Below are 13,993 nucleotides of genomic sequence, written 5' to 3'. Positions count from 1 at the left end.
GAGCTGTGGTATAATTCACCATTATAAAGTCAGTATATCGCTGCCATTACATTATCATCGCCCATTTATCTTTTATACATTAAGACTCTTTTATGTCCAAAACTTCATTTGATGCTCAAACTATTTCTAACAGCTTACGTGCTGCCAAACATCAGCCGCGTAAGCGCTTTGGCCAAAACTTCTTGCATGATACTAGCGTCATTCGCGAAATCGTCGAAAGTATTCGTCTAGAGCACGATGACAATTTGATCGAGATTGGGCCTGGTATGGGCGCATTGACCGAGCCATTATTGGCAGAAGTGGATGCGATGACCGTGGTGGAGCTGGATCGCGATTTGGCAGATAGCTTGCGTATTCGTATCGGTGCCAATAGCCACCCAAACTTTGAGATTATCAAAGACAACGCGATGCATGTGGACTATCGTGAGCTATATAGTGAAGAGCGCGGTAAGCTGCGGGTGGTGGGTAACCTGCCGTATAACATCTCAACGCCTATATTATTTCATCTGCTTAGCTATGCCGATGTGATTCAAGACATGCATTTTATGTTGCAAAAAGAAGTGGTCGAGCGTATCACGGCCGATGTGGGCAGCAAGACGTATGGCCGCCTATCGGTCATCATGCAGTACCACTGTGATACAGATTATTTGCTGACCGTTCCTCGCGGTGCGTTTAATCCACCACCAAAGGTGACCAGTGCTGTGTTCCGCCTGACGCCGCATATCAACAAACCAGTAGTCGCAAATGATGAAGAGCATTTTGCTATTGTCGTACGTGAGACTTTTAACCATCGTCGCAAGACGCTACGTGCTATCTTCAAAAAATCAACGTTGCTGCCGACATTGAGCGAAGACGATTTTGCAGCTTGTGGTATCGATCCACAGGCACGACCTGAGACATTAAGCGTCACAGACTTTGTGAACCTAAGCAATCATTCACAACAGCTAGACGTATAATGTATTTTCAATGAATAATAGCATGCTACTAACCGTCAATTATAATGGCGGTTTTTTATGCTTTATTTTTATGATTAGTGCTTAGGTATTTATTTCTTATCGAGCTGTCTTTAACTATCGTGTTTAAATCGTTGAGGTATTATGAGTTTTCGCCATCAGTATGTTATCGGTGACTTACAAGGTTGCTATGCTGCGTATCTACAATTGCTAAAAACACTGGATTTCGATCCTGCCCAAGACAAATTATGGTTTGCTGGTGATCTGGTAGCACGCGGCGAGGACTCATTGAACACGCTGCGCCATGTCAAAGCGTTGTGTGAGCAGGGCGCAGCGGCAACAGTATTGGGCAATCATGATCTTAATTTGATAGCAGTCTGGCGCGGGGCCGCCAAGCTTAAAAATAAAGACAAAACCGCACCTATCTTTGCTGCGGCTGACTGTGATGAGTTGCTCGAATGGTTACGTAGGCAGCCGATATTAGCCTATCCTGATGAGCACACGGTGCTAGTACATGCAGGGATTCCACCGCATTGGAGTATTGAAGCCGCTGCAGGATACGCACAGCAATTAGAAGCTCAGCTGCAAAGTAATTTGAATCAGCTCGATCAATTGCTGCCGAATCTATATAGCAAAGAAGCGGATGAATGGCATGCAGGTATCGAAGGATTTACCAAGATGCGTGCAATTGCTAATTACTTTACGCGTATGCGCTTGTGTAAGCAGGACGGGTCACTTGAGTTTAGCTTTTCAGCAGGTTTAGATGAGGCTATGCCAACCGATTTTTTGCCTTGGTTTGAGTGGCAAGTACCGCGCACTCGTAAGATACTATTTGGACATTGGGCTGCGCTAAAAGGCGAAATTGATTTGCCACATGCGCGCGCACTCGACGGTGGCTGCGTGTGGGGTAATTATCTATTGGCTTATCGATTGGGTGACGGCAAGGTTTTTACTTCAAGCGCACAGTGCCCGAGTCCATAAAGAGGGTTATAAGCGTCTTAATATATAAGGCTAAATAAACAGTCTGTTATAAGTAGTTCCATTATACTAGTCTGTTTTAAGTGGTCTATTAATTGATTAATGACCCTAACTAGATGGTTCCCTTGGGGTATACTCAAAAAATAAATCCTTTAAACGATAAATCATCTATTAACAGTCTGGCTGTTCAAAAACTTGATTTTAAATCCATAGGCCTAGTTGTATGGCGTTTTGCCATATATTTGCCCAGTAAGGGTAAGCAAAACATTGGTAATTGAAAAGCACCCAGTAACGGTAGAAACACCGCACCCATAAAGGGTACAGTTATGGTGTAAGAAAGTAATACATTGCGTCCGCCACATACCAGCGCCGCGACAATAGCATTCTCATAGCCAAAACGCCGATATATTATATAAGCGGTAAAATAAAACACCAATGCCAATACCGAACTTAGCACTAGTAATAACAACGCTTGCCAGGGATTATGGTCAAACGTAGTACGAAATCCTGCCATCAGTCCCAGTGGAAACAACATCAGCAGTAAAATATTAAACTGCCCAATTTTGGGATAATAACGTGACAAAATAGCAGGTGGAACAAACCGACGCACTCCCACAGCTAGCACCATTGGCATGAAAATATAAACTAACAAGCGTTTGACATAAAGACCAACGTCTAAATTCGAACTTTCATCGCCTAATAGCCATAATACGCCTAATAATGTACAGGGCATAACGAGCGTAGCAGCGATAGTTTTTGCCGTCGCCAGTTGTGCATCAAATCCCACCGCATTGACCAACGCACCACTACCGAATAATGGGGCAGTGGCACCAAGACCTGCAATCGCCAATAGCCAATCGCCACGTACACCGAGTGCATAAGCAATTACTATTAAAGCTAGACTCATGCCCCCGCTTTGTAACAAGGCAAAAACCCATACATAGCTTGTCGCTATACGCTTTAAAAGTGCATATTGGTCAATGCCTAGTAAAGTAAAAAACATCAAGAAGAACAATATTTGGGGTAAATATACCAATACTGCATTGGATAAGTTTGGAAAAACAAAGCCCATAATTGCACAAACTGGCATAATTAATGTGCTATGGCGCGCAATAAAACTAAGCAGCATGGCCTTTCCTAATAAAAAATGTTTTTTTGATACATATGCTGAACCACGCTGGGATTGTTTGATATCCAACAATCTTAGAGAGTATTAAAATTCCGAGGTGTCTCATATACCTACCACATTGATGCCTGTATAGCGCATCGATCACAGATAGAATATGTATGGTAAGTACACAACGAAGTACACCGCGACTACCTAAATAACTCAATATACCGATACCATTAGCCTACAGCCAAAGATTCAAGTCCTCACTAGGGTACCGAACCAGTGAAAGCACCTGATTGGTTCGCTGTAGGTACATCTTAATATGATAATACCTTTAAAGTATTTAGTTTAGCTGGTTCATATCCTTGTCTATCAGAGTAGAGTGGTCAATTTAAAATATTGGATACACATCAATAATAGTAAGTCTTTTAGCGTATAAATCCTGATAATTCAGATATTCTATAATGATCTGATTTTCATATATCATGACCCTCATCGCTCCTTCTTCATATATCTTAAATATTAATGCTTCATCTTGATATATATAAGCAGATATTGAGTTCTGAATATCACTGATAGAAAAAACCATTTTTTATTTTGTGTATCAATGAATGTGGATTCTAGCAAACCATCATTATCTATATGACTCTCGCATCCAAACATCTCCATAAAATCTACATCTTTAGGATAAAAGAACGACATTTTCTTTCCTATGATCAAAGTCTGTGGTCAATTAATTTAGTACAATTTAGGATGATAGACAAAAGAATGCTAATTATATAGCCAATGCTTCGCTACCTTTATAGCGCATCGAACATACTCTGATAACAGACGTTATGACAAATAATTTTAGTAACAACAGTCGATCGAGCAAAAACCCACCGCAACTACCTATTTAACTAGGTAGCTTTGGTGGTTTTTTAGGTTTTGGTAAAGGTGTTTTTGCGTCACCAGTCTGCTTGTCATCAGAGTCAGTATGGTGTGGATCATCACTAACAACGTCGCTATCAACCGCACTTATCGTTTTGGTGACCTTATCGTATTGGATGTCATCGGTATAAGGAACGCTGTTTAGCTCGTCATCGACTAAACCATCGTCCAAATCCATTACCTTTTCAGGAGAGCTATACGGCTGCGTATGCTCATCTGTTGGCTGCTTTTCATAGTTGATGTCGGTGTTTGTCTGGGAATGTTGAGCATCAGCATGTTTAGATTCAGGCAGGATTCTGACATCAGACAAACGCCTTACCACATAATTACTCGGTATGGATTTGCCATTTTTTTGTGCGGAGGTATCATCAAATATCATGTGACCCTGACTATCGATACGCGCATATTTCATAGGCTTATCACGTGGCCAGAAAAAATCAGATGGATGACTAATAATATGGCCAAATACCAGTTTTGTGAGGCGACTCCATTCAAAAAAGCGAACTTCTTTAGAACGTAGGGCGACAAACAGTGCCAACGAAAAGCTAACGATCAAGTTGACCAGACCAATAAGTGCCACGCCAAGTATAGAAATTAGGATGAGGCTCCAGCTGATGTCATCAGCAGATATATTGAATAGTCCGTGTGCCAAGTTTGCTGAAGCAAAGGCAATGTGACGAATATCAATTGGTAAGCCGAAGATATAGCCGATAGTCGCGGTACTACCTAAGAACACCCCGAATAAGAAGTTACCCATGATAGCGCCCAAGTTGGCCTCTATAAAGCCGCCTAAACGCTGAAGCCATGAACTAGGCAATATGTATTTTAATAATTTGTGACGTTGTATACGCGCGCCTACGTTGTTATAAACTGCCAAGTTATCGTAGTAGCCGGCAATCAAACCAGATAAGAACAGGTAAACCCCCGCAATGGCAGCATGGGGTAGTGCTAATGAGTGAAAGGGGTCGAGATCATGTAACAGGTGTCCTGCTTTTTCGGTATCGATCATTGGCGCGCCAGTATATTGCAACCAAGCAAAAGAGATAATCAAGGCGACGGGTACGGCTAACATGACGTTACCCATGATAGCGATAAACTGGGTGCGCAAGATATCGACGACTAATTCTGATAGCTTAGTCAACTGATGTGATTTTTTACCAGAGCCTTCAGATATGGTAGAAGCGATTGCAGCCGCGGTCATGGCTGGCTGCTTGGTCGCGACTGTGCCGCGAATAACATGAATAAATACGAAGCCCAAACCATAAATCATACTGTTGATGAACGCGCGACCCATGGGTGCGAGCGCTAAGTGATACGCCAGTATTTTTATAGTTGCCATAAATGCAATGACAAAGCCACCAATAGAGGCTTTTTTGAGCATCTTTTGATAGCCAGCTTTGTCGGTACTAATATAATGCTCACCGACGCGGCTGGCATTTTCTGTGACTTTACGAGAGAGCAGTTTAGTATTATTATCAATCAAATAACCAATACTATAGCGCTGATTAGCCGTAGTGATAAGCGCCTGTATCAGTTCAATAACAGCGCGATCTCGCTTTTGATTATCATCTGTGACCAACTCAGTCAAAATCCGCATACGCTGCAAACTTTGATCTAAACGCAGCATCATATTAGTCAAACGGATAGAGATACCAGTTTTATAAATCCGCTTGCGTACGGTAGCGACGATATCTTCGCACTGTTCAAGCATAACCAATAGGGGTGCAGGGTCGACTGCTTGCTCGGGCGTGATATCTGTCAAGGTATCAAGCTCATGTGCTTGACGATATTGATTGACGAAGAGTACGGCTTCTTGATTTTGTGCAACAAAAGATGCTGAGTAGTTCAGTATTTGTGGATAGGACTCCATCAAATCAGGATGCAAGCCGATACCGCTGATGCGATAAGACAAAATAATAATAGCGTTTAAAATACTGTTTTTTGCGGTAGCGACTAGATTTAAATGTTTCTCTTCTACGCGCACCAGCTCAACCAGTTTGTCCCATTTTTCCTTTTCAATATTGGCAAGCCAGCGTTCATCAGAGCGTTTATTAAATAAGTAGCCCACCAGTTCAACGACAGAGTCATCTTGTGGTAATAATGGTAAAAACCGATGGCCAATCAAACGGCGTAAACTGTTGAAGAATCCTTGGTCTGACATAATACCAGTGTCGGTATATAGCGCAATTTGTCGATATTGGATAATCAGTTTTAGTACAAAACTAGACAGCCCATCTCCATATTCTGGATGCTGATGTATGATATCAATAAGGGATTGAATTTTTTCGTTGGCCAATGCAGGTTCTTTATCACTGACTCGTAGCTCATCAATCAAGCGTTTGAGTACCGCAGGATCTGGCACGTCGCTCAAGGCGGTAATCTGTTGTAAAATGCGTTTTAATTCTGACACGTCGCACCCTTTATCATGGTTGTTTCAATCGTTTTTATTATTTAAGTCTGTATAAGTAGTTGAGTAATGTTTACCAATCGTTCAATTGTAGTCGAGCGACATCTTGTCTTGCGTTATTTTAATCGGAACTGCCTATTGATATTGAATTATTTTGTTAGCAGTTATTTTGACAAAAAAAAGGACAGTAACACGACTGTCCTTTTAATCAAGGTATTTTAGGTGAGTTGTAAAGCTAGCTTAGCTTGCAGGAACATCAAAATAAGCAAGATCAAAGTTCATCATTGGGTCACTACCAGCTTTGACCATCTGTGCATGAGCATCGATACGCGGTAAGACACGACCGACGAAATAGTCAGCAAGCTTGGCTTTATTGGTATAAAACTCGCCTTCTTTACCATTAGCAGCTTCTACCATCAACGCAAACATGTACGAGTAGGCGAGGTAGCCAAACGCATGCATGTAGTCAACCGCACAGCCATTGATTTCGTTTTTGCGTTCGCCGATGTTGTTAAGCACAGTTGTGGTTAGCTCTTCGATGGTATCCGCTGCATCTAACGTAGCTTGTTTAATAGCGTGGTCTGCTTGCATGTTGCTAACAAAGTCACGAATCTCACCCAAGAAGTGAGTGACGTACTTGCCGTTGTTACGAGCAACTTTACGACCTAACAAGTCAAGCGCTTGAATACCGTTGGTGCCTTCATAAATCTGCGCAATACGGGTATCACGAACGATCTGCTCCATACCCCATTCGCGGATATAGCCATGACCACCAAATACTTGCTGACAATCAACAGTGGCTTCTAGTGCTTTATCAGTCAGGAACGCTTTAGCAACTGGTGTTAATAGAGCAACACGAGCTGCAGCCGCTTTGGCTGACTCAGGATCGGTACTAAATTTCTCTTCATCAAGGTTTTTGGCAACATACATCGCAAAACAGCGCGATGCTTCAGTGTTTACTTTGGCGTTCAATAGCATACGACGGACGTCAGCATGATGAATAATAGCGTCAGCAGGTTTTTCTGGGCTTTGTAGCTGAGTATCGCTACGGCCTTGACCGCGGTCATTGGCATATAACGCTGCATTTTGATAGGCAAGCTCAGAACCACCAAGGCCTTGCAAGCCCATAGTGACACGCTCGTAGTTCATCATGATGAACATAGATGATAGACCAGTATTTTCCGCGCCAACCATCCAGCCTTTGGCGTTATCAAAGTTCATGACACAAGTCGCAGAGGCTTTGATACCCATTTTATGTTCGATAGAGCCTACCGCTAATGTGTTGCGCTCGCCTAAGCTACCATCTGCATTGACCAAGAATTTTGGTACGACAAATAGCGAGATACCTTTTGAGCCTTCTGGTGCATTTGGTGTTTTTGCCAATACCAAATGAATGATGTTGTCAGTAAGGTCATGCTCACCACCAGTGATAAAGATTTTGGTACCAGAGATATCATAGCTACCATCATCATTAGGCACAGCTTTGGTTTTGATAATACCCAAATCAGTACCAGCATGCGGCTCCGTCAAGCACATGGTGCCAGCCCATTCGCCATTGTACATTTTTTCTAGATAAGTTTGCTTTTGCTCTTCAGAGCCGGCCGCATTTAAGCAAAGCGTCGCACCAACCGTTAGGTTTGGATACAGAGCAAATGATTGGTTAGCAGTAAAAACCATCTCTTCGGTGAGCATGGTAACCATTTTAGGGAAGCCCTGACCGCCGTATTCAGCATTACCGCTTAAGCCGACCCAGCCTGACTCAGCATATTGCTTATAGGCTTCTTTGAATCCTGTCGGAGTCGTGACGACGCCATCACCCTCGAAAGTTGCGCCTTCTTCATCACCGCTACGGTTAATAGGAAGTAGAATGTTTTTTGACAGTTTTCCCATTTCTTCTAAAATCATATCGACAGTTTCCATGTCAACATGAGCCAAGTTTTCGTTGTTTTGCCAAAACTCTGGCGCTTTAAATACATCATTTAAGATAAAGCGCATGTCATTAAGAGGGGCATTATAAACAGCCATAAACATTCCTTTGGTTCAAATAATTAAAATTGAAGTTGTTAAGATTATCAACTGTTCTCTTGGTATAACCTTAGCGATTAATAATCAAAGTTTAACAAATAAGCTTGTGAGCGAGTGTATTTCTTCGTGAATTGTGCGTACACCAAAAGTTAGCAGCGGCTATTGAAGTGCTTATAGACACCTCGCTGATAACTATAATGTGAGAAGGTAGATAGGTCGGTGCTTATAGATAGTTGCTACTGTTAAAACTATGTCGATAGTCGTCATAAGCATACGCAAAACAAAGCGGCAACACACCGAAGTATGTTGCCGCTCAGGATTACACGATTGCAAAGTTTAGCGCTTTAATTAAAAGGCAAACTGATCAACGTCCATGCTCATGTATGGCTCTACACCAGTGCTGATACGCTGTACGTGCGTAGTCGTACGTGGCAATAGCTTAGCAAAGTAGAACTGAGCTGTTTTAACTTTAGCGTCATAGAATGCTTTTTCGCCAGTACCGTTTGCGATAGCAGTCTGAGCAACCAGTGCCATACGTGCCCATAAGTAGGCTAGAGTGACATAACCGCTGAAATACATATAGTCTACTGCAGCGCCGCCGACAGCATCTGGCGTTTCAGTTGCTTGCATGCCGATGCGTGCAGTCAAATCGCCCCATTCTTTAAGATGCTTGGCAAGTGGGCGAATGAACTGACCCATCTCGTCATTTTCTTTGTTTTCTTCACAGAATTCTTTGATAACGTTTACAAAGTTAGCAAGTAGCTTACCTTGTGAACCCAAGACTTTACGGCCTAACAAGTCAAGTGCTTGAATCTCTGTGGTACCTTCGTATAAGCAAGAGATGCGCGTATCACGTACGTTCTGCTCCATACCCCATTCGCTAACGAAACCATGACCACCATAAACCTGAATACCATGGTTAGCAGCTTCTAAACCTGTTTCAGTCAAGAACGCTTTAGCAATTGGTGTCAGTAGTGATAACATTTGGTCAGCAAACTTCAACTCTTCGCCTTCGCCTTTTGCAACGGTATCTGCAAAATGTGAGAGATAATAAACTAGCGCACGACCACCTTCAGCAAAGGCTTTTTCAGTCAATAGCATGTTACGAACAGCTGGATGTACGATGATAGGGTCAGCTGCTTTTTCTGGTGCTTTCGTACCTGATAGTGAACGCATCGCTAAGCGGTCTTTTGCATAAGTCAATGAACCTTGGAATGCATACTCTGCTGCAGTCAAACCTTGTACAGCAGTACCGATACGTGCCACGTTCATAAAGGTGAACATGCACTGTAGGCCACGGTTTTCAGGTCCAATCAAGTAACCCGTTGCACCATCGAAGTTCATGACACAAGTTGCAGAGGCTTTGATACCCATCTTGTGTTCGATAGAACCACAAACGACATTGTTGCTTTCGCCAACGCTACCATCTGCGTTAACCGTCATTTTAGGAACGATAAATAGTGAGATACCTTTGGTACCAGCAGGCGCGCCTGGTAGACGAGCCAATACAATGTGGATAATGTTACCGGTTAGGTCATGCTCACCAGCAGAGATAAAAATCTTTTGCCCCGTGATGCTATAGCTACCATCTTCTTTAGGCTCGGCTTTGGTACGGATGATACCCAAGTCAGAACCCGCATGCGCTTCAGTAAGACACATGGTGCCTGACCATTCGCCAGTGACCATTTTCTCTAAATAAGTTTGCTTTTGCTCGTCAGTACCATGATGCTCGATGGTTTGAATAGCACCATGTGATAGGCCAGGGTACATAGAGAATGACCAGTTAGCCGTACCAACCATTTCATTGATGACAGTAGACAATGAAAACGGCATATTTTGCCCACCGAAATCTTCTTCAGCAGATAAAGCAGGGAAGCCAAGCTCACAATACGCGTCATAAGCTTCTTTAAAGCCTTTTGGCGTGGTGACCTTACCATTGTCAAACTTACAGCCTTCAGCATCACCGCTTTGGTTCAATGGTGACAGTTCGTTTTCAGCAAAGCTTGCAGCCATTTCAAATAGGCTGTCCATTAGCTCGCGGTCAGCTTCTTGGAACGCAGGCAAAGTTTTGTAGTGGCTTTCACTATCGAGTAGTTCATGCATAACGAATTGGATATCACGTAAGGGCGCTTTGTATTGCATAACTTCCTGTCCTTTTTGGAATGTAACCGATCATAGCTAATAATGAGCATATGGTCGCACTATCCTCTAGTGCGTTATTCTTACCTAGCCAATCTGAAAATCTAAATAAAGGATAAACAGTAAAGCAAGTCAACCATGCTATCGATTACATAAACTAGTGTTAAAAAGAGTGGTGATTGTCAGAGTCAATGAGAGATTAAATGTGCTCTAACAAATTCACTATAAAAGATAGGCTTTCATAGGTGATTATACAAGTTTGGTGACAGGACTGATAAGTCATGAACCTATCTTGCATCGGTTATGCAATCGACGTTAGGCGCTAGGAAACAGCAGCATTAAGCATATGAAAACTCTAACGTTACTAAGACAGATAGTCCTTTATATGATTAATATTAACGTGAAAAAACGACAGGCAAAAAAATAGCGTTCGCCAGAAAGACAAACGCATTAGTATAAATTACAACATTATTTGGTAAAACCGAGCATGTAAGTTATTTCACAGATATAAACGTGATAAATATTAAACATGCTCGTATGCTAGGAGTCTGAACATAGTTGCTTATGGTTAATAAGTTATAAGTTATAAGTTATAAATTATAGCGAATAGCTTAGCGTTTACTCAGAAGCATTTTGTTGAATCAGCATCGCAGTGGCGACATCAGCAGCCACAGGTTTGCTAAACCAATAGCCCTGTCCAACTTTGCAACCCATATCTAACAACACATCACGCTGCTGCTCAGTTTCGATACCTTCAGCAACGACCTGCATGTCTAAAGCGACTGCTAAGTCTAAAATGGCTTTTACAATCGCATGCTGGGTACGATCGGTTTCAATATTGGAGATAAAGCTCTTATCGATCTTGATAAAATCAAATGGGTATTCTTGCAAGTAGCTCAATGATGCATAACCAGTACCGAAATCATCGAGCGCTAGACGTACGCCAAGCTCTCTGAGCGAGTTAAGCTGTTTTTTTACATTATCGTGGCGTTGAATCAAAGAAGATTCAGTCACCTCAATATGCAATTGATGGGCGGCAATATCATGCTCCACCAGCAAGCCACTTACCATCGAAAAAAACTCAGGATGACTAAATTCAGCGGCATCCGCATTGATACAAACATGCTGAGAGAATCCTTGCTGCTGCCAAATTGACAGCTGCTTTGCAATCTGAATGGCCATTTGTGAAAACAGCTCAAACGACAGCTTATGAGTGAGAATAGCATCGATGAAGTGTATGGGCTTTAATAGTCCACGAGTTGGATGCTGCCAACGCACGAGTGCCTCAAATCCTGTAATCTCACCAGTATCTAATGAGAATTTTGGCTGATAGTGGGGGACAAACTGACCTGCTGTGGTAGCCAGCCTAAGCTCAGCCTCGAGTTGTAAGCTGCCTGCAGTATCCTCTTCAATGGCATCATCATACCAGCGGATGTCATCCCCGCCATGTTGTTTGACATATTGTAAGGCTTTCTCAGCTTTGGTCAGTAGTTCTATGACATCACAATCGTCTTTTGGAAAATAACTGACGCCAATAGATACGTGATAATAAATATTGTTGTCAGCAGCTTGATTTTTTCCTAAAGAAAAAGGACGTTCACACATTTGCATGAGTGTGTCTAGCTGATGGCGTACTAGGTTGGCGTCATTATATTCAAACAGCAAGGCAAAGTCGTCACCACCAAAGTGGGAGAAACATCGTAAATTTTTTAATTTGAGTGCTTCGACACCTGAGACAAAGTTCTTTATTAATTTATTGGTACCTTCAGGTCCTAACAAGCTCGAAAGATTGCGATAGCGATCGATATTCAGACGTACCACCACCACTTCTTGATAACTGTCTAATAATATATCGCTGGTCTGATTCAAAAAAACTTTTCGGTTAGGCAGTCCTGTCAATTGATCGTAGTTGAGCAAATGTGCGAGCTGTTTTTGGTCTTTCACCGCCGAAGACAGGTCTTGTATCATACAAACATGGTAGGTGCCTTGCTCGATATGGATTCTACGGTAGGTGATATGGCAATCTAATGTCTGTCCATAGCGATTGGCCATGGAAAAATCAAGCTCATAAAACCCGTGCTCATCTAAGTTGTGATGGATGTCTCTTAAAATAGACTGTTCTTCAACTGATAAAAACTCAGCAGCATAAATACCTAGTGGTCGACCAACCAAAAAGGCCTCTTTATAGCCTATCATAAGCTCATAGCTGGCATTAACAGATAGATAGCGTAAATTGCTATCTAATATAAATATGGCATCTTCGAGGCGTTCGCACAGTTCGGTCATTAATTGTTGTTTGGTCAATACTGACAAGGGTTCAAAATTGCTCATAATAAGATCTCACAAAAGAGAATGGCTTATAGGAAATAAGAATTGAACTATCAAGGCATGCTTAATCAGTGACAAATAAAAAACAGCAGGCTCTTAGATAGTAGGTGTAAATGATCTAAAATGCTATTGTTATTCCATTATTTATCATTTTTATCAAACACTTAATGCATGCAAGGTAGACAGTGCGACCACGGGTGCAGTCTCGGTACGCAAGACTCTTGTTCCAATTTGCCAAGGCTCAAATCCAACACTCTCCGCTTGCTGACATTCATCGTGACTCAAACCACCTTCAGGCCCGATCAACAGTTTGATATAAGGGGTCTGTTGTTTGAGAGTATCGGGTAAAGCGTTAGGCATAGCAGGCTGTCCTGCTGCTGGTACACTCATTTGCATACATAGATCTGCAGCGTTTGCTAATACTTGATAGTAAGGATCATGACTAAGCACAGAAACGATAGAACTGACGGCCATTTGCGTCTTTGTAACGTCAGTAGCCATAGCCTCAGTAGTCTTAGCATCAGAATTGGTATTGCTTAGCCATTCATTGATAGATTGTGGCGCAAGAATGAAGGGCGGACGATTAAGACCGCATTGTTCACAAGCTGCAATCGCTACTTGTTGCCAATGTGCCAGTTTCTTTTCAACTTGAGCAGGTTTTAATGTGACTTCGCCATGGTGGCTGCTGAGCAACTGAATAGCAGTTACCCCAAGCTCAGTTGCTTTTTGAATAGCATAATCCATACGCTCACCGCGGCTCATTACCAAACCAATCTGAGTGATAGTAGGCGGCGTACGATCGTCGTCTATATGTGTAAGCAAAGTAGCAGTGGCATTTTTTTTACTGATTGCCTGTAGCTCTACTGTATATTCGCCGCCAAATCCATCGAACAAGATCCCTTGATCACCAATACTTGCTCGTAGTACACGGCACCAGTGATGGACAACGCTATCTGGCAATTCGACATTGCTACCTAGCGGTAACTCACCCAATTTAGGCAGTGGTGAGGTATCAGTATTGTCGTTGTTAACGGCATAAAAAAAACGTCGCACGTGGTCTTATTCCTATTATTTGATTGAGTATAGTTATTATTAGATCTATAGAATATCACTTGAGACAAT

The 13,993-nt window shown here is 42.3% G+C and carries 8 protein-coding genes; 2 read left to right on the top strand and 6 right to left on the bottom strand.

The genetic code is table 11. The annotated features are described in order from the left end of the window. Window positions 1-92: 92 nt before the first annotated feature. Together rsmA and ACS8FA_RS22180 are read left to right on the top strand one after the other, a co-directional pair. Complete coding sequence (gene rsmA, locus ACS8FA_RS22185; RefSeq protein ID WP_439265448.1) at window positions 93-956, top strand: 16S rRNA (adenine(1518)-N(6)/adenine(1519)-N(6))-dimethyltransferase RsmA; 864 nt, start codon at window positions 93-95, stop codon at window positions 954-956. A 141-nt stretch (window positions 957-1,097) separates the two neighbouring features. Further along, window positions 1,098-1,934, top strand: coding sequence for a symmetrical bis(5'-nucleosyl)-tetraphosphatase (locus ACS8FA_RS22180; protein ID WP_439265446.1), 837 nt, complete (start codon window positions 1,098-1,100; stop codon window positions 1,932-1,934). Between the two features lie 184 nt (window positions 1,935-2,118). On the opposite strand, the gene ACS8FA_RS22175 is transcribed toward ACS8FA_RS22180, so the two are convergent. From ACS8FA_RS22175 to ACS8FA_RS22150, 6 genes are all read right to left on the bottom strand, one after another. Next, a complete protein-coding gene (locus ACS8FA_RS22175) occupies window positions 2,119-3,057 on the bottom strand; it encodes a bile acid:sodium symporter family protein (RefSeq protein ID WP_102093031.1) in 939 nt (312 codons plus the stop codon). Between the two features lie 880 nt (window positions 3,058-3,937). Further along, the gene (locus tag ACS8FA_RS22170) at window positions 3,938-6,382 is read right to left on the bottom strand and encodes a site-specific recombinase (RefSeq protein ID WP_439265444.1); all 2,445 of its coding nucleotides are present in this window, start codon (window positions 6,380-6,382) and stop codon (window positions 3,938-3,940) included. 237 nt (window positions 6,383-6,619) lie between these two features. Then, entirely contained in the window at window positions 6,620-8,404 is a 1,785-nt protein-coding gene (locus ACS8FA_RS22165) for an acyl-CoA dehydrogenase C-terminal domain-containing protein (RefSeq protein WP_160022712.1), read from the bottom strand. Between the two features lie 348 nt (window positions 8,405-8,752). Then, the gene (locus ACS8FA_RS22160) at window positions 8,753-10,546 is read right to left on the bottom strand and encodes an acyl-CoA dehydrogenase C-terminal domain-containing protein (RefSeq protein WP_160022714.1); all 1,794 of its coding nucleotides are present in this window, start codon (window positions 10,544-10,546) and stop codon (window positions 8,753-8,755) included. 615 nt (window positions 10,547-11,161) lie between these two features. Beyond that, window positions 11,162-12,874, bottom strand: coding sequence for a putative bifunctional diguanylate cyclase/phosphodiesterase (locus tag ACS8FA_RS22155; protein ID WP_439265441.1), 1,713 nt, complete (start codon window positions 12,872-12,874; stop codon window positions 11,162-11,164). Between the two features lie 153 nt (window positions 12,875-13,027). Further along, the gene (locus ACS8FA_RS22150; protein WP_439265439.1) at window positions 13,028-13,924 is read right to left on the bottom strand and encodes a 16S rRNA (uracil(1498)-N(3))-methyltransferase; all 897 of its coding nucleotides are present in this window, start codon (window positions 13,922-13,924) and stop codon (window positions 13,028-13,030) included. Window positions 13,925-13,993: the final 69 nt, after the last annotated feature.

This window comes from Psychrobacter sp. 1Y1 (assembly GCF_051847395.2).
In the GTDB taxonomy this organism is placed as follows: Bacteria; Pseudomonadota; Gammaproteobacteria; order Pseudomonadales; family Moraxellaceae; genus Psychrobacter.
Note: the sequence above shows the minus strand (reverse complement) of the source record. Positions and strands in the feature narration are given on the sequence as shown.